This window comes from Yinghuangia aomiensis, from assembly GCF_039542225.1.
Classification (GTDB): Bacteria; Actinomycetota; Actinomycetes; order Streptomycetales; family Streptomycetaceae; genus Yinghuangia; species Yinghuangia aomiensis.
The window spans coordinates 350356-369931 of sequence record NZ_BAABHS010000001.1 but is presented as its reverse complement, the minus strand read 5'-3'; the positions used below and the strand labels follow the sequence as shown (position 1 = coordinate 369931).

The window sequence follows — 19576 nt, the reverse complement described above, 5'->3', positions numbered from 1 at the left end:
GTTCTTCCCACCGTGCGGACCCTTCGGGGCCTCAGAACGCGCTGCGCGCCAGCCAGCCTTCCAGCACCGCACGGTCCCCGAGCACCTCGACGCCGCGTTCCGCGACCGCCCGGTCCAGCGGCACCCGCCGGTACAGCGCCTCCAGCACCGCGAACCCGTCGCCCCGCAGCGCCGCGTCGCCCTTGGCGTGCCCGCGCTCCCACGTGTAGCCCTCGGGGGTCAGCGTGACCGTCCACTCGCCCCGCACGCCGCCCGACGTGTGGATGTGCAGCGTCTCGCCCTGGCCGTGCGGCTTTTCCGCGTCCGGGCGGCCGGACTGCCCGCCGGGCAGGATCGTGAGCAGCTCGTCGATGCCGTCCACGGCGGCTTCCGCGCTGACGTCCGGCTCGATGCCGAGCGCGAGTTCGGCGTCCACCCGGTGCATCAGCGTCTCGTGCAGCATCCGGCGGGCCCAGAAGCGCGCGTGCGGGAGGGGGCCGAACGTCCAGGCGTCCGCGTCGGGCCCGGCCTCCCAGATGGTCCGCGCGGAGCGTTCGGCTCCCTCGGACAGCCAGGCGGGGAGCCCCTCCGGGTCGTCGGGCAGGCCGAGGTCGAGCGACTTGGGGTTCACCGGGCCGCCGGCCGAGCCCTGGCGTGTGTTGGCCGCCGCCCATGCGTGTGCGATCCCGACGTGCTTGACGAGCTTCGCGAGTGTCCACCCCGGGCAGCTCGGCACCGGCGTCCCGGGGTCCGCGGCGGCGGCGACCTCGGCGAGCCGCTCGGCCTGAGCCACGAACAAACCGCAGTACGTCGCGTGATCCCACGCATATTGCAGGTCGGCCACGGTCACTCCCCGTTCCTGACGAGTCGGCTGGCAGGGCCACCGTAGCGCGCGCCGCCCCCGAAACCGACCCCTGACGCAACGTCAGATCGAGTGCCCCCTACGATCCCATTCCTCCGTCTTGGACGCCTTCGGGCGTCTTGGGAAACCCCCCGTTCCCACCCCGCGAAAGGACCGCCATGACCGTCCGGACTCCGCGTTCCAGATCCGGCCGCGGTGGCACGGCCACCGCGCCCGCCGTCCCCGCCCTCGCTGTCGCCGCCCTCTCCGCGGCCGCCGTGCTGGCAGGCTGCTCGTCCGACTCCGGCGGCTCCGCCGACGCGCAGGACGCCGCCGCCGACGACCCGGCCGCCGGTGCCCTCCTCGACGCCGCCAAGACGTTCCGCACCGCCTTCTGGGAAGGCCGGGCCGACACCGCCTACGCGATGCTGTCGCCCCGCTGCCAGGCCGCGCTCCCGGCCCCGGACTTCGCCGCCAAGGTCGCGGACAACGCCGCCAAGAGCGGCGGGAAGCTGTCCCGCCTCACCCCGACGTCGTTCACCGTGCACGCCGGACCGGACTCCGGCGACACGGGCTACGTCGTGATCGTCGACGGCACCCCGCGCAGCATCGACGACAAGTGGGTCCTCGACGCCGGAAAGTGGCGCAACGACCAGTGCTGAAACGCCTGCGGGCGGCTGCCCCGAGAGGACAGCCGCCCGCGGGGCACGGCGCATGCGGAAGCGGCGGCCGTCAGCCGCGCTCCACGCACAACTCCGAGTCGCAGCGCACCTCTTCCGGCGCAAGACCGATCGGCAGGCCGGTCTCCGCGTAGCCCGGCTCGCCCCCGAACACCGTGGTGGTCGCCGGCTCGCCGCCGAGCACCGCGGTCGCCAGGATCATCGCCCCGGCGGTCCACGCCGTGCGCTCCTCCGGCCATATCGCGTCGTCCTCGAAGACGTACCCGGTCCAGTACAGGCCGTCGTCGTGACGCAGGCGCTGGACCCACGACACGATCTCGACCGCGCGGTCGCTCTGCCCCAACGCCCACAGGGCGATGGCGAGTTCGCAGCTCTCCGCACCGGTCACCCACGGCCGGTCCGAGACGCACCGGGCACCCAGGCCGGGCACCACGAAGGTGTCCCAGTGCTCGGCGATGCGCGCCTCCGCGGCGGGCCCGCGCAGCGCGGTGCCCAGGATCGGGTAGTACCAGTCCATCGAGTAGCGGTTCTTGTCGAGGAACCGCTCCGGGTGCGCGACGACCGCGTGGCCGAGGCGCCCGGTGGCCAACTCCCAGTCCGGCTGCGGCTCCCCGAGGTGGTCGGCGACCGCCAGCGCGCAGCGCAGCGCCTGGTACATGCTCGCCGAGCCGGTCAGCAGCGCGTCGTTCACCGCGGTGCCGTCGGCCTCGCGCTTCCACCGGATCTCGCCGCCGGGCGCCTGAAGGTCGAGGATGAACTGCGTCGCCGACTTCAGGTGCGGCCACATGCGGACGAGGAACTCCTCGTCGCCGGTGAGGAGATGGTGGTGCCACAGGCCGACCGCGAGGTAGGCGGTGAAGTTCGCTTCCTTGTTGTGGTCGGTGACCACGCCGTCGGTGTACGCGGCGTACCAGGAACCGTCCGGGTTCTGCCGCGACGCCAGCCAGCGGTAAGCCCGTTCGGCCAGGTCGTGACGGCCCGCGAGGTCGAGCGCCATGGCCGCCTCGGTGTGGTCCCACGGATCCAGGTGGCCGCCGACGAACCACGGGATCGACCCGTCCGGCCGCTGGACCGCGGCGATCCCGTCGATCGTCCGGGCGATCTGACCGACGTCCAGGACCCCGTCCAGAGCCAGGAGTTCGAGCGACTCCCGACCCGCGCCCCCGTGGGCCCCGCGGCGCGTCATGCCGCCGCTCCGACGACGGAGCGCGGCTTGACCGCGTACACGACGAGGCTCTTGCCGATCAGCGGGTTCAGCGCCTTCTCGGCCCAGCGGGTGGCCTTGGGCGCCTTCATGATGTCCCACACCAGCAGCTTGTGGTACGCGCGCACCGGCAGCGCCTTGTCGTTGTCGACGCCCACCGCGCACTTGATCCACCAGTACGGCGAGTGCAGCGCGTGCGTGAAGTGCTGCCCGTAGGGCTCGAATCCGGCGGCCTCGATGCGCTCCACGAGTTCGTGCCCGCGGTAGATGCGGATGTGCCCGCCCTCGACCTCGTGGTACGCGTCGGACAGCGCCCAGCACACCTTCTCCGGCCCGTACCGCGGCACGGTCATCGCGGCCAGCCCGCCCGGCTTGAGCACCCGGTGGATCTCCGCCAGCACCCCTTTGTCGTCGGGGATGTGCTCGAGCACCTCGGAGATGATGACCTTGTCGAAGCTGGCGTCCGGGAACGGCAGCGCGAGGGCGTCGCCGGTCACCGCGACCGCGGACGCTGTCTCCGGGGCCTCGCCGGCCTCGGCCATGGCCGCGAACAGCGCGTTGACCTCGCGGACGTCCTTCTCGTTGCGGTCCAGCGCGACCACGTCGGCACCGCGCCGGAACGCTTCGAACGAGTGACGGCCGCCGCCGGCGCCCAGGTCGAGGACCCGGTCTCCCGGCGCCAGCGGGAAGCGTGAGAAATCCACGGTGAGCAAGTCGGCGGCTCCGTCTCCTGTGCGGTACTGCGTCTGTGGTGCCGGGTACTGCGGAATAACAGCGGATCGGGGTCCGGGCGGGCCGTCGGGATCAGGGTAGGCCGATGCGCCGGAGCGGCTTCGCGCCGCCGGGCTCCGGGTCAGGCGGGCTTTCTCGGCCCCGCGACCCGCGGGGCGGCCGCCTTCGCCGCACCGGTCGCGGCCGCGTCGACGGCGGCGCGGTACCGCTCGGCGGTGCGGACCGCCGCGTTGCGCCAGGTGAAGCGCTCCAGCACCCGGGCCCGGCCGTTGCGGCCGAGCCGGGCGCGCAGTTCGGGCTCGTCGAGCACTCGGCCGATGGCCTTGCGCAGGGCTTCGGCATCGCCCGGCGGCACCGCCAGGCAGGTCTCCCCGTCCGGTCCGGCGACCTCGGGTATCGCCCCGCCGGTGCTCGCGACCAGGGCGGTGCCGCAGCTCATGGCTTCGGCGGCGGGCAGCGAGAAGCCTTCGTACAGCGACGGCACGCACGCGACCTCGGCGCTGCGGATCAGGTCGACGAGTTCGGCGTCGCTGATGTCGCTGACGAACCGCACCGAGGCGGTCAGGCCCAGCCGTTCGATCGCTTTGAGGACCGGGCCGTCGGCCTTGGGCCTGCCGACCACGACGAGTTCGGCGTCGCGCTCGGTGCGCAGCTTGGCGAGGGCCTCCACCAAGTAGATGAGGCCCTTCAGCGGGACGTCGGCGCTGGCCGTGGTGACGATGCGGCCGGGCACCTTGGCCACGGCGTCGCTCGGCGAGAACAGGTCGGTGTCCGCGCCGACGTGGATCACGTGGATCCGGTCGGGTGCGACGCCGAGGTGTTCGACGATCTCGGTCTTCGACGAGCCGGAGACGGTGACGACCTCGGGCAGGCGCACCGAGACGCGCTTCTGCATGGTCGTGAAGCCGTACCAGCGGCGCAGCGTGATCTTACGGCGCAGCGTGGCGGCCTCGGCGAGTTCCAGGCCGCGGTCCACGGTGATCGGGTGGTGGATCGTGGTGACCAGCGGGAAGCCCAGGCGGGGCAGCGCGAGCTGGCCGTAGCCGAGGGTCTGGTTGTCGTGCACGACGTCGAACTCGTGGCGGCGGGCCTTGAGGTGGCGTGCGGCGCGGAGCGAGAAGGTGAGCGGCTCGGGGAAGCCCGCGGTGAGCATGCCGCCGACTTCGAGGACGTCGATCCAGTCGCGGTACTCCCGCGGCTTGGGCAGCCGGAACGGGTCGGGGTCGCGGTAGAGGTCGAGGCTGGGCAGCTTGGTGAGCTTGACCGGGTTGCCGGGCACGTCGTCGACGACGGCGTAGGGCGGGCCGGTGATGACCTCGACATGGTGGCCGAGCTTGGCCAGTTCACGCGACAGGTGCCGGACGTACACGCCCTGGCCGCCGCAGAACGGGTCGCCGCGGTACGCCAGAAGAGCGATTCGGAGCGGCCGTTCCGCGGGGGTGTCCGCGGCGGAAGGCGCGCCGGGGTCCGCGAGTCCTGCGGGCTCCACGGTCTCCCGTATCACGAATGGCCCCCTTCGACGCTCTTGGCGGAGCATAGTAGTCGCGTAATCTAGAACGAGTTTCAGTATTCAACGCGGATTGGCCCGTCGGAGACTGCAAGATACCGCCGGGCACCGGTCACACAGGCCCCCGGGTGACCCGTAACACACCGCGGGGCCGTATCTGAAGTGCAGTCAGGTGAAGAGCAGTGTCCGGCATGCCCAGGACGACGACAGACGGGCGGAAGATGACGACGTACACGAAGGCCGCGGGGACCCCGCTGACCGAGCGCCAGGAGGCCCGGAGACGCAGGATTCTGCGGGCCACGACGCGGCTCGCGGCGCAGGGCGGCTACGACGCCGTGCAGATGCGCGAGGTGGCCGAGATGTCCGAGGTGGCCCTCGGCACGCTCTACCGGTACTTCCCGTCCAAGGTGCACCTGCTGGTGGCCACGATGTACGACCAGCTCGAGCAGCTGGGCGGGCAGCTGCGGCGCAAGCCCAACAAGGGCCTGCCGCCGCGCGAACGCGTCGTGGACACGCTGCTGCGGGCGTTCCGCGGCATGCAGCGCGAGCCGCACCTGACCGAGGCGATGATGCGCGCGATGCAGTTCGCCGACCGCTCGGTCTCCGCCGAGGTCGACGGCGTGGGCCGGATCACCACGCAGATGATCCTCGAGGCGATGCACGAGGACGCGAGCACCGAGCCGAGCGCCGAGGAACTCGCGGTGGTGCGGGTCATCACGCACACCTGGCACTCGTCGCTGATCTCGTGGCTCAACGGCCGCGCGTCGATCGCGCAGGTCAAGCTGGACATCGAGACGGTCGCGCGGCTGGTCCCGGAGCCGGAGGACGAGGCCGACGCCGGCACTTCATGATCATCGGACGCGCCGCCGGGACCCGGGTGGTGACACGTGTCGACTGGGGGTCACGGCGGGGAGGCGGGGCGGCGCGGCCACGCGACGGGGCCGCGGCCGCCGGTCCGCGCCGGCGTGCCGCCTCAGCCCGCTCCGCTTCCGGTCACTCCGGCGGGAACAGCGTCTCCCCCGTCTCCGCGTTCACGATGCTGATCGCCTCGACCGGGCAGCTCTCCGCCGCCTCCATGATCGCGTCTGAGGCGTCCAGGATCTCCAGGCGCGCATGCGACTGCCGTGCGGCGTCCAGCGTGAAGTCGTCCGGCGCGCTGCCGATGCACATGCCCGACCCGATGCATACGCTCCGGTCGACCTCGACGCGCCACTTGCCCTCGGCCATGGGGGATTTCACCTTTCGTGGTTCCGTGCGGGTCTCGCCTGCCGTGCGGCCGGGGCGCGGCGCCGCCTTGCGGGGCGCCGCGCCGCCGGTCCGCGTCAGCTTTCCTTGGGCAGCGCGATCGACTTGTGCTCGACGTACGCGGCCAGGCCTTCCGGGCCGAACTCGCGGCCGATGCCGGAGTTCTTGAACCCGCCGAAGGGGCCGTTGAAGTCGACGCCGTAAGTGTTCACCGAGTAGGTGCCGGTGCGCACCTGCCGGGCGATGCCGAGGCCGCGTTCGACGTCCTCGGTCCAGACGCTGCCGGACAGCCCGTACTCCGAGTCGTTGGCGATCTTCACCGCGTCCGCCTCGTCGCCGTAGGGGATCAGGCACACGACCGGGCCGAAGATCTCCTCGCGGGCGACCCGCATCGAGTTGTCGACGCCGCCGAACAGCGTCGGCTCGACGTACCAGCCGGTCGGCTGCGATTCCGGACGGCCGCCGCCGACCAGGACCTTCGCGCCTTCCTCCTGGCCGATGCGGATGTAGTCGAGGGAGCGCTGCCGCTGCCGGTCGGCGACCAGCGGGCCGACCTGGGTGGCGGGGTCGAGCGGGTCGCCGACCACGAGTTCGGACACCCACGCGGCGAGGCGCTCGGAGATCTCGCCGTACCGGGACTCCGGCACCAGGATGCGGGTCTGCGACACGCACGCCTGGCCGTTGTTCATGAACGCGTTGGGCATCAGGCCCGCGACGGTGTGCTCCAGGTCGGCGTCCGGCAGGATGATCGCCGCGGACTTGCCGCCGAGTTCGAGGGTCACCCGGGTGAGGTTGCGGGCCGCGACCTCCATGATGCGCTTGCCGGCGTTGACCGAGCCGGTGAACGCGACCTTGTCGATGTCCGGGTGTCCGACCAGGTATTCGCTGACCTCGCGGTCCGCCGGGACGATGTTGAGGACGCCGTCCGGGAGGCCGGCCTCCTGGCAGATCTCGGCGAGGATGTAGGCGTCCAGCGGGGTTTCCGGGGACGGCTTGAGGACCACCGTGCAGCCCGCGGCGAACGCCGGGCCGAGCTTGGCCGCGGTGACGAACTGCGGCACGTTCCACGGCACGACGGCCGCCACCACGCCGACCGGCTCGCGGCGGATCACCAGCGGGTTGAGGACGCCCGCGCGGCGCTCCTCGAAGGCGAAGTTCCGGGCCGCGTTGATGGCCGAGTCGTAGAGCATGCCGGCGCCCATCGACTGGGCGAAGATGCTCCACGAGTACGGCGAGCCGTTCTCGGAGCTGATCAGCCGCGCGATCTCGTCGTAGCGCGTCATGAACGCGTCCTTGATGCGGCCGACGATCTCCAGGCGCTCCTCGAGCGCCATGCGCGGCCAGGGGCCGTGGTCGAAGGCGCGGCGCGCGGCGGCGACGGCCGCGTCGACGTCGGCCTTGGCGGCGTGCGGGACGCGCCCGATGACCTGCTCGGTGTGCGGCGAGACGACCTCGATCACGTCCGACCCCGCCGGGTCGACGAGGCGCCCGTCGATGAACAGTTGGCCGTACTCCAGGACGTCCGTCACTGGTCCTCCTCGGTGGCTGTCTCTCCCGCGGCGAGTCCGGCGCCGCGCGATCGTGCCGATCTGTAGAACAGATATCAGTTGAGCTGCCGGGGAACAACGGAATCCCGGCCCGAATGAGACTGGAGTCTCACCCGGAGTCCCAAGAAACGCGAGTGGCGGATCGCGCGGCAAACTGCTAGACCAAGTCAATTATATTGCCGAGACGGTGCTCTATGGTGGCGAAGGAGCCCGTCATCGCCGAATGACACGTGCGAGACCGGCCCGACAGCACCAGGGCGCGACCTGCGCGCGCACCGATCCGGGGAGGACCACCATGACGGCAACGGAACCTGACAAGACGTCAACCCCGGAAGGTGTGGCGACCGACCTCGGCGGGGGCGTATGGACGATCCCCGTCCCGATCCCGGACAACCCGCTCGGCTACACCCTGGTCTACGTCCTGGAGAGCGCCAACGGCCCGGTGCTCGTCGACGCCGGCTGGGACGACCCGGCCTCGCTGACCGCGCTCACCTCCGGGCTCGCCTCGCTCGGCACCTCGCTCGCCGACGTGCACGGCGTCATCGCGACGCACAACCACCCCGACCACCACGGCCTGACCTACAAGGTCGTCGAGGCGTCCGGCGCCTGGGTCGCGATGCACGAGGCCGACGCGGCACACGTCAACCTCATCAACACCGCGCCGCGGAACCGGTGGATCGACCACCACGTCGCCGTGCTGCAGGCCGCCGGAGCGCCGCAGGACGCGGTCGACGAGCTGGTCGGCTCGCGCTCCCCCTCGTCGGTCGTCAAGCCGCGCTTCACCCTGGCGACCCCGGACCGGAACCTGGTGCACGGCGAACTCGCCGACGTCGCCGGGCGCGACGTGCGCATCGTCTGGACGCCGGGCCACACCCCCGGCCACGTGTGCCTGCACCTCGAAGAGGAGATCGGCACCCGCGCGGGCCGCCTGCTGTCCGGCGACCACCTGCTGCCCGGCATCACCCCGCACATCGGCCTCTACGAGGACACCGAGGAAGCCGACCCGCTCGGCGACTTCCTCGCCTCGCTGTCGCGCGTCGCGGCCATGCCGATCACCGGCGTCCTGCCCGCGCACAAGCACGGGTTCGCCGACGCCGCGGCCCGCGTCGACGAGATCAAGGCGTTCCACGAGACGCGCCTCGCCACGCTGCACGCCCGGCTGGTCGCCGCCCCGCTCACCCTGTGGGAGATCGCGGTCGGCATGGACTGGAACCGGCCGTGGGAGCAACTGAGCGTGCACAACCGGCAGATCGCGCTGAGCGAAGCCGCCGCGCACCTGCGCCACCTGGTCAAGCGCGGCCAGGCGGGCGCGGCCAACGCGGACGACCCGGTCCGCTACGCGGCGGCCTGAGAGCCCAACGGACACGGGCACCCCGCCCCCGGGGTGCCCGTGTCCGAACCGCCGTTCAGCTGCGTGCTCCGTTCCGTCGGCCCCGTCCGGCGACCACCCTAGAGCCGCTGGATGATCGTCCCCGACGCCTGGCCGCCCCCGCCGCACATCGCGATCAGGGCGAACTCCTTGTCGGTGCGCTCCAATTCGGACAGCGCCGAGGTGATCAGCCGGGCGCCGGTGGCGCCCACCGGGTGGCCGAGCGCGATCGACCCGCCGTTGACGTTGACCTTCGACATGTCCGCGGCGAACGTGCGGGTCCACGCCAGCACCACCGAAGCGAACGCCTCGTTCACCTCGACCACGTCGATGTCGTCCAGGCTCATCCCGGCACGCCCGAGCACCGCCCGGGTCGCCGCGATCGAGCCGTCCAGGTTGAGCGACGGGTCCGAGCCGACCAGCGCCTGCGCGACGATCCGGGCGCGCGGCCGCATGCCCAGCGCGACGGCGGACTTCTTCGACGCCCACAGGATCGCGGCCGCGCCGTCGGACACCTGCGACGCGGTCCCGGCGGTGTGGATGCCGCCGGGGAGGATCGGCCGGAGCGCGGCGAGCGCCTCGTAGGACGTGTCGCGGACGCCCTCGTCCTCCTCGATCAGGTGCCACGCGTCGTCGCCGGCGGGCACCTTGACGCCGAACGTCTCGTGCTTGAAGCGGTGGTTGTTCCACGCCTGGCGGGCACGCTCCTGGGACAGCAGGCCGAGGCCGTCGGCGGCCTCGCGCGAGATGCCGTACTTGCGGGCGATGCGCTCCGCGGCCTCGTACTGGCTCGGCAGGTCGATGTCCCACGTCGCCGGGTACGGGCTGCCGTCGCCGGCCGCCGACGACGTGCCGAGCGGCACCCGGCTCATCGACTCGACGCCGCACGAGATGCCGACGTCCAGGACGCCGCCCGCGATCAGCCCGGCGAGCAGGTGCGCGGCCTGCTGCCCGGAGCCGCACTGCGCGTCGACGGTGGTGGACGCGGTGTCGTACGGCAGCCCGGCGGCCAGCCATGCGTTCCGGGTCACGTTGGTGCTCTGCTCGCCGGCCTGCGTGACGCAGCCGCCGACGACCTGCTCGACGATGTCGTCCTGGGCGCCGGAGCGGGCCAGCAGCTCGCGGAAGGTCTGGCCGAGCAGCTCGGTGGGGTGCAGGGCCGACAGCGCGCCGCCGCGCTTGCCGACGGGAGTGCGCACCGCCTCGACGATGACGGGTTCAGCCATGGTTCGGCTCCTTTCTTCCGTGAGGGGTTTCTAACCCCGCCCGGTGGAGCCCGACAAGAGGTTGACAACCTCCGAACCGTCACGTACGAACCGCAGCAAATCCGGCATTTCCCCGACCCCTGCGACCACGTATGCGGTTATTTGACGGAATCCATGAACGACCGTCAGAAACGTTCCGCCACACGGCAGTAGGGTCCGCCCGCGGACGCGCCGGACGGCGTCGCGAGGACCCGCGGCGCCGCCCGGAAGGGGCGTTTTCCTCCATTTCTGTGACCTCGGTCACCCGGCCGGTCCGGTGCGGACCGGTTCCTCCGCCAGTTCGGCGGCTTCCGCGTCGGAGAACACGCGCGACCGGATGAGGAACCGCAATCCGGTCGGCGCCTCGACGGAGAACCCGCCGCCGCGGCCGGGCACCACGTCCACGGTCAGATGGGTGTGCCGCCAGTACGCGTACTGGGCGGCGCTGATGTAGAACGGCGTCCCGGCGACCTCGCCCAGGTACACGTCGGCGTCCGAGACCAGGAACTCGCCGCGCGGGTAGCACATCGGCGACGACCCGTCGCAGCACCCGCCGCTCTGATGGAACATCAGCGGCCCGTGCTGCGCCACGAGTTCGCCGACGAGCGCGGCGGCCTCCGGGGTGATCGCGACTTTCTCCGGCATCCCTGCCCCTCTCTCCGACGGGTCCGTGCGCGTGATCCCGGCGCTTAGAAGAAGCCCAGCTTCTTCGGGCTGTAGCTGACGAGCAGGTTCTTGGTCTGCTGGTAGTGGTCGAGCATCATGCGGTGCGTTTCACGGCCGATGCCGGAGGCCTTGTAGCCGCCGAACGCGGCATGCGCGGGGTAGGCGTGGTAGCAGTTCGTCCACACGCGTCCGGCCTTGATCTCGCGCCCCATGCGGTACGCACGTGTCGCGTCGCGCGTCCACACCCCGGCGCCGAGCCCGTACAGGGTGTCGTTGGCGATGCGCAGCGCCTCGGCGTCGTCGCGGAAGGTGGCCACGGACACCACCGGCCCGAAGATCTCCTCCTGGAAGATCCGCATGTCGTTGGTGCCCTTGAACACGGTCGGCTCGACGTAGTAACCGTCCTCCAGCCCGGGCACGATCTTGCGGCTGCCGCCGGCCAGCACCTCGGCGCCTTCCTGCCGCCCGATGTCCAGGTAGGACAGGATCTTCTCGAGCTGGTCGTTGGACGCCTGGGCGCCGACCATGGTGGCCGGGTCCAGCGGATCGCCCTGCACGATCGCCGCGGTCCGGGCCAGCGCGCGCTCCATGAACGCGTCGTAGATCGACTCGTGGACGAGCGCCCGCGACGGGCAGGTGCAGACTTCGCCCTGGTTGAGCGCGAACATCACGAAGCCTTCGACGGCTTTGTCGAGGTAGTCGTCGTCGGCCGCGAGGACGTCGGCGCAGAAGATGTTGGGGCTCTTCCCGCCCAGTTCCAGCGTCACCGGAATGATGTTGTTGCTGGCGTACTGCATGATCAGGCGGCCGGTGGTGGTCTCGCCGGTGAACGCGATCTTCGCGACCCGCTTGCTGCTCGCCAGCGGCTTCCCGGCCTCGAATCCGAAGCCGTTGACGACGTTGACGACGCCGGGCGGCAGCAGGTCCGCGATCAGGTCCATGAGGAGCAGGATCGTGACGGGCGTCTGCTCGGCGGGCTTGATGACCACGCAGTTGCCCGCGGCGAGCGCCGGGGCGAGCTTCCACGTGGCCATCAGCAGCGGGAAGTTCCACGGGATGATCTGGCCGACGACGCCGAGCGGCTCGTGGAAGTGGTAGGCGACGGTGTCGTCGTCGATCTGCGCGATCGAGCCTTCCTGGCCGCGGATCACGCCCGCGAAGTAGCGGAAATGGTCGACGGCCAGGGGCAGGTCGGCGGCGAGCGATTCGCGCACCGGCTTGCCGTTGTCCCAGGTCTCGGCCACGGCGAGGCGTTCCAGGTTCTCCTCGATGCGGTCGGCGATGCGCAGCAGGACGCGGGAGCGTTCCGCGGCGCTGGTGCGTCCCCAGCCGTCGGCCGCGGCGTGCGCGGCGTCGAGGGCGAGTTCGACGTCTTCGGCGGTGGAGCGGGCGACGTCGCAGTAGGGCTGCCCGGTGACCGGCGAGACGTCGGCGAAGTACTGTCCGAGCACGGGCGGTACGTGTTTGCCGCCGATGAAGTTGTCGTACCTGTCCTGGAAGTCGATGACGCTGCCGGCCGTTCCGGGCCGTTGGTACACCACGTGTCCTCCTCGGCGCGCACGACGAAGAGCCCTGCCGCACAAGGGCGGTGGGCCCTCGGGTATGCCAGGAAACTAGTACCGTGCGGGACTTTGCACCAGGGCTCGCGGTGATCGGACGCGGACGGTGCGTCGCGGCAGGTCGTCGCGGTCGGGCGCTCGGTCAGGCGTCGCGGCGGGCGACCGCTTCGACGAGCCGCCGGATGTCGGCGAGGTCCGCTTCGAACTCGGCGGTGAGGTCGGCCGACCGGTTGGTGGCACTGTAGCGGGGCCCGCTCGCTACTCTTCCCTCATGCCCACCTACGAGTTCCGCTGCCGTGCCTGCGGCGACACGTTCGCCGTCAACCGGCCGATGGCCGAGTCCTCCGCGCCCGCGGCCTGCCCCGCGGGGCACGACGACACCGTGAAGCTGCTGTCCGCGGTCGGGATCGCCCGCGGCGGTTCCGGATCCGCTCCGGCGCCCGCGCCGCGGCCGGCCGGGGGCGGCGGGTGCTGCGGCGGAGGCTGCTGCGGCTGACGCCGCCAGGCCGGCGCAATCCCGCGGCGGCCCGACCGCAGTACGCGGCGTCAGGATGCCGGGCTGCGTCCCGGCTTCCGCGCCTTGCCCGGCTCGGGCACGGGGGCGGGTGCCGCCAACCCCGCGGGTACCTCGCCGTCGACCTGCCACCGCGCCAGCGCCCGCTGGTCGACCAACTGCACGCGGCCGGCCAGCGCGCGGGCCTTCGGCGAGAACGAGCCCGCGGTGGACGCCAGCACGAGGGTCCGCCCCGCATAGGCCGCGACCGCCCCGAACCGTTCCACCACGGCCCCCGACACCGTCGAGGCGTGCGATTCGGTGCGGCAGCGCACTACCACGCGCGTGCCGTCCGCCAGCGTGCCCAGCACGTCGACCGAGCGCGCGTCGCCGGCCACCCGCGACGTCTCCACCTCGCGCACGCCGTCGCGCGCGCACAGCTCCGCGACGTGGTCGCCGAGCCGCACCGGATCCATCCGGCCGAGGGTGTGCAGGACCGAGGTGCGTGCGTAGCCGAGGCGGTCCCACGGCGGCTGCGCCGTCCGCCCGCCCCGGGTGAGCCGCCACCAGGCCGCCACCGCCGCGGCGCCGCCGACCGCGCAGGAGACGCCGAGCAGCCACGGCACCTCCGCCCGGTCGTCCTCACGGACCGCGATCCACGCTCCGATGCCGACGCCTTCGACCAGCACGAGCAGCGCGCCGAGCGCCGCCCACGATCTGCGTCTCGGAGTCCCGTACGCCTGCCGCCGCGCCATACCGCCCGCCCCCTGCCGCCCGGTTTCCCCGCCTGACGATCGAACTCGTGCGGGTGGTTCCCCGGCGGGCCCGGAAATACCGCGGGCTCGCGCAAACCGCACCAGCGGTCGCGCGAGCCCGCGGAAAACGTCCCGGCGGTGCGGGGGCGGTCAGGCCTGGTCGGGCAGGTTGGTCCAGCCCTTGCCGTTGGCCTTGCCGTGCCAGCCGCTCGCCGCGATGGTGCCGCCGTCCACGGGGATCAGGTGCCCGGTGACGAACCCGGAGTCGTCGGAGGCGAGGAACAGCACGACACGTGCGTAGTCCTCCGGCTGCCCGAACCGGGCGAGCGGGATCCACGAGCCGATCAGCTTCGGGTCGCGGCCGCGCAGCATCGCCTCGGCGGGGGTCTGCAGGGTGTCCGCCATGTCGGGGGCGATCGCGTTGACGCGCACGCCCTTGCGGGCCACGTCCACGGCGAGGCTCTTGGTGAACGCGATGACCGCCGCGTTGTACGCCGAATACACCGGGCATCCCGGGATCCCGCGGATCGCCTCGACCGTCGAGACGTTGACGATGCTGCCCGAGCCCTGCTCGACCATGGTCGGCAGGATCGCGTGCGTCACGCGCAGCACGTGCTCGAAGTTGATCGCGTGGGAAGCCGCCCAGTCCTCTTCCGTGCTGCGCAGGAAGACCGACGACGGACGGTAGTCGCCCACGTTGTTGACCAGCACGTCGATCCGGCCGCCGGCCGCGCCGAGCGCCGCGTCGCGGAGCCGCACGACGGTCTCCGGCTCGCGGATGTCGCCGACGACGACGATGGCCTGCCCGCCCGCTTCGGTGATGTCCTTCGCGGCGGCTTCCGCGTATTCCGCCTCGATGTCGTTGATCACGACCAGGGCGCCCGCCTGCGCGAGCAGCCGCGACACGCCGCCGCCGATACCGGCGCCGCCCCCGGTGACGACGGCGACACGTCCGGCCAGCGGTTCGGGGTTCAGCACGGACATCGCCTCCACGTTCTCGAGATATCTGACGGAACGTCAGATTCCTGCATCGTGGCCGTCCTCGCGACCAAGGTCAAGCGCGGCCGCCCGCCGCTCCGGCCGCCCGTCCCGCCGGCCCGGTTTACCGCGGGCCCCCCGGGTAACGGGATACATCGGGACAACCTCGCTCCGAGCACGAAAGCACGGAGGCACGGACATGACCGACACCCCCGCCAAGGTCTACGAAGGCAAGAACGTCACGGTGACGTTCGACGCGCACCGCTGCCTGCACTCCGGCGAGTGCGTCCGCGGCCTGCCCCCGGTGTTCGACACCGGCCGAAGGCCCTGGGTGGACCCGGACGGCGCGTCCCCGGAGGAGATCGCCGAAGTCGTGTCGCGGTGCCCGAGCGGCGCACTGCACTACACGGTCACCGGCGGCGCCCCCGAGGACCCGCAGCACCCGACGACGATCACCGCGGTGCCCGGCGGCCCGCTGGTGATACGCGGCCACCTGGTGCTGCGCACGCCCGACGGCAAGCACACGCACGAAACCCGCGCGGCCCTGTGCCGCTGCGGACACAGCGGCAACCAGCCCTATTGCGACGGCAGCAACGCCTGCCTGCTGGAGGACAAGAACTGGAAGTGAGCCGGACGGCGCATTCGCCGCACGGGCCTCCGCAGCCGCACCCCTCGCGTCCGCACAGCCGAGCGCTTCGAACGCCCGTTCACCATGCCGCACGGCCGCCCCGCTACCCTGCGGACATGTCCGAACGTCCGGCCGACGGCTCGCCCGCGCCCGCACCCGCCGATGCCGCGCCGCTGCTGTTCATCTGCACCGGGAACGCCACCCGCTCGGTGATCGCCGGCGTCCTGGCCGCGCGCGCCTACCCGGCGCGGCCGGTCCGCACCGCGGGCACGTTCGTCATCGAAGGGCAGCCGGTCAGCTGGCGGACCCGGCGCGCCCTCGAAACGCTCGCCATCACCGCGGACGCGCACCGCAGCACGCAGCTGACCGCGGAGCACCTCGCCGAGGCCGCCGTCGTCGTGGCGCTGGCCTGCGAGCACGTCACGTACATCCGCCGCAACCATCCGGAAGCGGCCGCCAAGACCGCGACGCTGCACCGGCTCGCCCGGGACCTCGCCGACGGCCCCGCACCGCTCGCCGAGCGCGTCGCCGGGCTGTCCCTGGACACCGTGCCGCTCGATCCGGCGTGGGAGGACGTCGTCGACCCCGGCGGCGGCGAGGTCGAGGACTACCTCGCCTGCGCGGCCGAGATCGACGGCCTGATGGCCACCGTGCTGCCGCGCCTGGACGTGTGACGGGCGCCCCGGCGTGCTCGCATAAGCTCGTCCCGTGGAAAGCCTGCGCGTGATCGAGTCCTGGCCCGTCCCCCATGCCGCCGCGGCGGTGGTCCGGGCCGACGGGAGCGTGGCGGGCGTCCACGGACCGGCCGGGCACCGGTTCCCGCTGGCGTCGGTGACCAAGCCGCTGACCGCGTACGCCGTGCTGGTCGCGGTCGAGGAAGGCGGCATCGAGCTGGACGAGCCCGCGGGGCCCGAGGGCGCGACGGTCCGCCACCTCCTGGCGCACACCGCCGGCTACGCCTTCGACCACGAGCGGGTCATGGCCCGCCCCGGACAGCGCCGCATCTACTCGAACGCGGGCTTCGAGGTCCTGGCCCGGCACGTCGAGCAGGCCTGCGCGATCCCGTTCGGCGTCTACCTGAACGAGGCGGTCTTCCGCCCGCTCGGCATGGCGGACAGCAGCCTCGACGGGTCGCCTGCCGCGGGCGGTGTCTCCACCATCGCCGACCTGGCGAAGTTCGCCGCCGAGCTGATGGCCCCCAAGCTGCTCGCGCCGGAGACCGTCGCCGAGGCGGCGACCGTGCAGTTCCCCGGCCTGGACGGCGTGGTCCCCGGCTACGGGCTGCAGCGTCCCAACAACTGGGGCCTCGGCGTCGAGATCCGCGGCACCAAGTCGCCGCACTGGACGGGCGCCACCAACTCCCCCGCGACTTTCGGCCACTTCGGACAGGCCGGCACCTTCCTGTGGGTCGACCCCGAGGCCCGCGCCGCAACCGTGGCCCTGGCCGACCGCGACTTCGGCCCGTGGGCGATCGAGGCGTGGCCGCCGTTCAACGACGCCATCGTCGCCGAACTCGCCCGCGGCTGACGAAGGTTCATCCCCACCCACCCCGGCTTCGGCCGTTTTGCGCGCGCCGGCGCAACGGCCACAAAGCCGCTGGCCGCGAGCCCGGCACACCCCCGAGACTGGCCGGAGACCGATACCGGACAAACCGCCGGACGAGCATCGGGGGAAGCATGAGCCACCCGCATGACCGGACACCGTGGGAATTCCTCGACGACCGCGCACAGTTGGCGAGCGCGCCAGAGCGCCCGCGGCGCGTCGTCACCTACGTGCAGGCCGGCGCGGCACTGTGGGACCACGGGATCCGCCCGGCAGGCGTCTTCGGATCCCCGCACGACGACGAGACACAGGCGGATCCGGCGAAGACCGGCCGTCTTCCGATGGGCGACGTGCCGTACCTCGGCGCCGGGGCCGGGCTCGACGTCGGCACGCTGCTGGCCGCCGAGCCGGACCTGCTGGTCGCGGTCACGTACGGCGGCAGCGCGGTCTACGCGATCGCCCCCGAGGCGGCCAAGCACCTCGAAGAGCACGTCCCGGTGGTGGCACTGTCCGTGGCCGCCGACCGCGGCCTCGCCGGAATCCGGGAGCGCTTCGCCGAACTCGCCCACGCCCTCGGCGCACCCGCGCGGTCCGAATCGGCACACGAACTCGACGAGGCCGAAAGCCTGTTCCGCGCCACCGCGGCATCCGCCGCGGACATACGCATCACCGCGGTCTCATCCGCGGGCCCGGACCAGGTCTACGTCGCCCGCCCGCACACCTGGTCCGACCTCACCGCCCTGCGCGCCCTCGGCGCCACCTTGCCGGAACCACCCGACGGCCCCGGCATCAACTGGCACACCGCCACATGGGACGAAGTCGTCTCCTGGCAGCCGGACATCGTCCTGACCGACGCCCGCGCCCACGCCGGCCCGACGGACCCCGCCCTCGCCGGCCGCACCCGGCTCCTCCCGTGGAACCCGGAGCTCCCACCGAGCCCCGACGCCCACGCCCGCTTCCTCACCGGACTCGCGGAGGCTTTGCGGGACGCCGCGCGGTCTCGCAAGTAGCAGTGCGCAGGCTGCGGCGTTCGTGCGCTTGGCCTCGCGAGGAGGCAGTGCGCACGCCAACCGACCGGGCCGATCCCCTAGGGTGGACATCCCGGACGTGTCCGCCCATCAAGTCCGCGACACGCACGGGTTTCTGACACACCGTCAATTTCTGTGTCCGAAATTGACAAGATGTCCATTGCTCGCGCGATCTCGTGCCGGAATCGTTCATGCCCAAGCGGAACCGGTACCGCAATCGCGTTTTCGGCACCGAATCCGGCGTCTTTCTGCTTGTGCGCTTGCCTGCGTGCGTGAACGCCCGCGTGTGTGCCCGTCACTCCCTCCGACGCCCGTTCGCCGCAGCTCCTTAGGGCCCCCTCCCCCCTGCCATCCGCCAGGAGGCTCCACGTGCACTCCTTCCTCTCCCGCCTCTCCCCGCCCACCAGAGCCGCCGCCGTCCGGTCCCTCACCTCCGGCCGCGGCGCGCTCTCCCGCCGAAGCCTCCTGCGCGGCACCGCCGCCACCGGACTCCTCGCCGCCACCGGCACCTTCGCCGCCGCCTGCGGTGACAGCGGGGGCGGCAGCGACGCCGACGTCGTCTTCTCGAACTGGCCCCTCTACATCGACGTCGACGACAAGGACAAGTCCAAGCACCCCACCCTCGAAACCTTCACGCAGCAGACCGGCCTCAAGGTCAAGTACACCGAAGACATCAACGACAACAACGAGTTCTTCGCCAAGATCCAGCCCCAGCTCGCCAAGGGCAAGGACACCAAGCGCGACCTGATCGTCCTCACCAACTGGCTCGCCGCCAAAATGGTCCGGCTCGGCTACGTCCAGAAATACAACCCCGCCAACGTCCCCAACGCCGCCCGGAACCTCGACGCGCGCTTCCGCGGCAACTCCTGGGACCCGCAACGCGAATTCGCCTACCCGTGGGCCGAACTCTCCACGTTGATCGCCTACAACGCCAAGGCCACCGACGGCTTCCGCCCCACATCCGTCGAAGACCTGCTGACCAACGAGAAGCTCAAGGGCAAGGTCTCGCTGCTCACCGAAATGCGCGACACCATCGGCATGGTGCTCCTCGCGATGGGCAAGTCCCCGGAGAAGTTCACCGACGACGACTTCAACGCGGCGATCGACAAAGTCCAGAAGGCCGTCGACAAACAGCAGATCCGCCGCTTCACCGGCAACGACTACGCGCAGGAGCTGGGCTCCGGCGACATCGCCGCCTGCCTCGCCTGGTCCGGCGACCTCGTCCAGATCAAAGCCGAGCACCCCGAGGTCGAGTTCGTCATCCCCGACCACGGCTACGCCTCGTCCACCGACGAACTGCTCATCCCCATCAAGGCCCAGCACAAGGACAACGCCGAGAGGCTGGTCGACTTCTACTACCAGCCGCCCGTCGCCGCCCAGCTCGTCGCCTCCATCAACTACATCTCGCCGGTGTCCGGCATCCGCGACGAACTCCTCAAAATATCCCCCGACATGGCGAACAACCCGCTCGTCCTTCCGACACCCGAAGTCACCGCGAAGGGCCACGCCGTCCGCGCCCTCACCGAAGACGAGGAAAGCCGCTACGAGGCCGCGTTCGCCAAACTCACAGGCGCGTGAC

The 19576-nt window shown here is 71.7% G+C and carries 20 protein-coding genes; 9 read left to right on the top strand and 11 right to left on the bottom strand.

What is annotated here, in order from left to right; translation table 11 throughout:
• Nucleotides 1–31: 31 nt before the first annotated feature.
• Complete coding sequence (locus tag ABEA93_RS01580) at nucleotides 32–823, bottom strand: maleylpyruvate isomerase family mycothiol-dependent enzyme (RefSeq protein WP_345673373.1); 792 nt, start codon at nucleotides 821–823, stop codon at nucleotides 32–34.
• 176 nt (nucleotides 824–999) lie between these two features.
• Between ABEA93_RS01580 and ABEA93_RS01575 the strand changes: the two genes are divergently transcribed.
• Nucleotides 1000–1482, top strand: a complete 483-nt coding sequence (locus ABEA93_RS01575) for a hypothetical protein (protein ID WP_345673372.1) — start codon at nucleotides 1000–1002, stop codon at nucleotides 1480–1482.
• A 70-nt stretch (nucleotides 1483–1552) separates the two neighbouring features.
• Here ABEA93_RS01575 and ABEA93_RS01570 read toward each other — a convergent pair whose 3' ends face one another.
• The 3 genes from ABEA93_RS01570 to ABEA93_RS01560 form a co-directional block, all read right to left on the bottom strand.
• Nucleotides 1553–2686, bottom strand: coding sequence for a prenyltransferase/squalene oxidase repeat-containing protein (locus tag ABEA93_RS01570; protein WP_345673371.1), 1134 nt, complete (start codon nucleotides 2684–2686; stop codon nucleotides 1553–1555).
• Entirely contained in the window at nucleotides 2683–3417 is a 735-nt protein-coding gene (locus tag ABEA93_RS01565; protein ID WP_345673370.1) for a class I SAM-dependent methyltransferase, read from the bottom strand. Before ABEA93_RS01565 ends, ABEA93_RS01570 begins: the two co-directional genes overlap by 4 nt.
• A 140-nt stretch (nucleotides 3418–3557) precedes the next feature.
• Entirely contained in the window at nucleotides 3558–4973 is a 1416-nt protein-coding gene (locus ABEA93_RS01560; RefSeq protein ID WP_345673369.1) for a glycosyltransferase family 4 protein, read from the bottom strand.
• A 191-nt stretch (nucleotides 4974–5164) separates the two neighbouring features.
• Here ABEA93_RS01560 and ABEA93_RS01555 point away from each other — a divergent pair, with 191 nt between their 5' ends.
• The gene (locus tag ABEA93_RS01555; protein WP_345673368.1) at nucleotides 5165–5794 is read left to right on the top strand and encodes a TetR family transcriptional regulator; all 630 of its coding nucleotides are present in this window, start codon (nucleotides 5165–5167) and stop codon (nucleotides 5792–5794) included.
• A 142-nt stretch (nucleotides 5795–5936) separates the two neighbouring features.
• On the opposite strand, the gene ABEA93_RS01550 is transcribed toward ABEA93_RS01555, so the two are convergent.
• A complete protein-coding gene (locus ABEA93_RS01550) occupies nucleotides 5937–6170 on the bottom strand; it encodes a ferredoxin (protein ID WP_345673367.1) in 234 nt (77 codons plus the stop codon).
• A gap of 95 nt (nucleotides 6171–6265) precedes the next feature.
• Entirely contained in the window at nucleotides 6266–7717 is a 1452-nt protein-coding gene (locus tag ABEA93_RS01545) for an aldehyde dehydrogenase (protein ID WP_345673366.1), read from the bottom strand.
• Between the two features lie 313 nt (nucleotides 7718–8030).
• On the opposite strand from ABEA93_RS01545, the gene ABEA93_RS01540 reads away from it, so the two are divergent.
• Nucleotides 8031–9086 carry an MBL fold metallo-hydrolase gene (locus ABEA93_RS01540; RefSeq protein ID WP_345673365.1) on the top strand — a complete coding sequence of 352 codons (1056 nt, stop codon included), beginning with the start codon at nucleotides 8031–8033 and terminating at the stop codon, nucleotides 9084–9086.
• A gap of 98 nt (nucleotides 9087–9184) precedes the next feature.
• On the opposite strand, the gene ABEA93_RS01535 is transcribed toward ABEA93_RS01540, so the two are convergent.
• The 3 genes from ABEA93_RS01535 to adh form a co-directional block, all read right to left on the bottom strand.
• Nucleotides 9185–10330, bottom strand: a complete 1146-nt coding sequence (locus ABEA93_RS01535) for a steroid 3-ketoacyl-CoA thiolase (RefSeq protein WP_345673364.1) — start codon at nucleotides 10328–10330, stop codon at nucleotides 9185–9187.
• Nucleotides 10331–10609: 279 nt separating this feature from the next.
• On the bottom strand, nucleotides 10610–10993 hold the full coding sequence (locus tag ABEA93_RS01530; RefSeq protein WP_345673363.1) for a DUF779 domain-containing protein: 384 nt from the start codon (nucleotides 10991–10993) through the stop codon (nucleotides 10610–10612).
• 44 nt (nucleotides 10994–11037) lie between these two features.
• Complete coding sequence (adh, locus tag ABEA93_RS01525) at nucleotides 11038–12555, bottom strand: aldehyde dehydrogenase (RefSeq protein ID WP_345673362.1); 1518 nt, start codon at nucleotides 12553–12555, stop codon at nucleotides 11038–11040.
• A 289-nt stretch (nucleotides 12556–12844) separates the two neighbouring features.
• Between adh and ABEA93_RS01520 the strand changes: the two genes are divergently transcribed.
• Nucleotides 12845–13069 (top strand): FmdB family zinc ribbon protein, encoded by a 225-nt coding sequence (locus tag ABEA93_RS01520; RefSeq protein ID WP_345673361.1) that lies wholly within the window; start codon nucleotides 12845–12847, stop codon nucleotides 13067–13069.
• 50 nt (nucleotides 13070–13119) lie between these two features.
• Here the strand turns inward: ABEA93_RS01520 and ABEA93_RS01515 are convergent, their stop codons facing one another.
• Nucleotides 13120–13821, bottom strand: coding sequence for a restriction endonuclease (locus ABEA93_RS01515; protein WP_345673360.1), 702 nt, complete (start codon nucleotides 13819–13821; stop codon nucleotides 13120–13122).
• A 150-nt stretch (nucleotides 13822–13971) separates the two neighbouring features.
• On the bottom strand, nucleotides 13972–14805 hold the full coding sequence (locus tag ABEA93_RS01510; RefSeq protein WP_345673359.1) for an SDR family NAD(P)-dependent oxidoreductase: 834 nt from the start codon (nucleotides 14803–14805) through the stop codon (nucleotides 13972–13974).
• A 193-nt stretch (nucleotides 14806–14998) separates the two neighbouring features.
• Between ABEA93_RS01510 and ABEA93_RS01505 the strand changes: the two genes are divergently transcribed.
• The 5 genes from ABEA93_RS01505 to ABEA93_RS01485 all read left to right on the top strand — a co-directional run bounded on the left by ABEA93_RS01505 (nucleotide 14999) and on the right by ABEA93_RS01485 (nucleotide 19575).
• Nucleotides 14999–15427, top strand: a complete 429-nt coding sequence (locus ABEA93_RS01505) for a (4Fe-4S)-binding protein (protein ID WP_345673358.1) — start codon at nucleotides 14999–15001, stop codon at nucleotides 15425–15427.
• A gap of 116 nt (nucleotides 15428–15543) precedes the next feature.
• Nucleotides 15544–16101 (top strand): arsenate reductase/protein-tyrosine-phosphatase family protein, encoded by a 558-nt coding sequence (locus ABEA93_RS01500; RefSeq protein WP_345673357.1) that lies wholly within the window; start codon nucleotides 15544–15546, stop codon nucleotides 16099–16101.
• A gap of 34 nt (nucleotides 16102–16135) precedes the next feature.
• Complete coding sequence (locus ABEA93_RS01495; RefSeq protein WP_345673356.1) at nucleotides 16136–16954, top strand: serine hydrolase domain-containing protein; 819 nt, start codon at nucleotides 16136–16138, stop codon at nucleotides 16952–16954.
• A gap of 149 nt (nucleotides 16955–17103) precedes the next feature.
• Nucleotides 17104–17979, top strand: coding sequence for an ABC transporter substrate-binding protein (locus ABEA93_RS01490; RefSeq protein ID WP_345673355.1), 876 nt, complete (start codon nucleotides 17104–17106; stop codon nucleotides 17977–17979).
• Between the two features lie 387 nt (nucleotides 17980–18366).
• A complete protein-coding gene (locus ABEA93_RS01485) occupies nucleotides 18367–19575 on the top strand; it encodes an ABC transporter substrate-binding protein (RefSeq protein ID WP_345673354.1) in 1209 nt (402 codons plus the stop codon).
• Nucleotide 19576: the final 1 nt, after the last annotated feature.

What these genes read in the sequence shown, in the direction of transcription:
- ABEA93_RS01510 (WP_345673359.1), bottom strand. Translation starts at nt 14,805, where the DNA reads ATGTCCGTGCTGAACCCCGAACCGCTGGCCGGACGTGTCGCCGTCGTC.
- ABEA93_RS01505 (WP_345673358.1), top strand. Translation starts at nt 14,999, where the DNA reads ATGACCGACACCCCCGCCAAGGTCTACGAAGGCAAGAACGTCACGGTG.
- ABEA93_RS01490 (WP_345673355.1), top strand. Translation starts at nt 17,104, where the DNA reads ATGAGCCACCCGCATGACCGGACACCGTGGGAATTCCTCGACGACCGC.
- ABEA93_RS01535 (WP_345673364.1), bottom strand. Translation starts at nt 10,330, where the DNA reads ATGGCTGAACCCGTCATCGTCGAGGCGGTGCGCACTCCCGTCGGCAAG.
- ABEA93_RS01570 (WP_345673371.1), bottom strand. Translation starts at nt 2,686, where the DNA reads ATGACGCGCCGCGGGGCCCACGGGGGCGCGGGTCGGGAGTCGCTCGAA.
- ABEA93_RS01560 (WP_345673369.1), bottom strand. Translation starts at nt 4,973, where the DNA reads ATGCTCCGCCAAGAGCGTCGAAGGGGGCCATTCGTGATACGGGAGACC.
- ABEA93_RS01515 (WP_345673360.1), bottom strand. Translation starts at nt 13,821, where the DNA reads ATGGCGCGGCGGCAGGCGTACGGGACTCCGAGACGCAGATCGTGGGCG.
- ABEA93_RS01520 (WP_345673361.1), top strand. Translation starts at nt 12,845, where the DNA reads ATGCCCACCTACGAGTTCCGCTGCCGTGCCTGCGGCGACACGTTCGCC.
- ABEA93_RS01555 (WP_345673368.1), top strand. Translation starts at nt 5,165, where the DNA reads ATGACGACGTACACGAAGGCCGCGGGGACCCCGCTGACCGAGCGCCAG.
- ABEA93_RS01530 (WP_345673363.1), bottom strand. Translation starts at nt 10,993, where the DNA reads ATGCCGGAGAAAGTCGCGATCACCCCGGAGGCCGCCGCGCTCGTCGGC.
- ABEA93_RS01575 (WP_345673372.1), top strand. Translation starts at nt 1,000, where the DNA reads ATGACCGTCCGGACTCCGCGTTCCAGATCCGGCCGCGGTGGCACGGCC.
- ABEA93_RS01550 (WP_345673367.1), bottom strand. Translation starts at nt 6,170, where the DNA reads ATGGCCGAGGGCAAGTGGCGCGTCGAGGTCGACCGGAGCGTATGCATC.
- ABEA93_RS01500 (WP_345673357.1), top strand. Translation starts at nt 15,544, where the DNA reads ATGTCCGAACGTCCGGCCGACGGCTCGCCCGCGCCCGCACCCGCCGAT.
- ABEA93_RS01540 (WP_345673365.1), top strand. Translation starts at nt 8,031, where the DNA reads ATGACGGCAACGGAACCTGACAAGACGTCAACCCCGGAAGGTGTGGCG.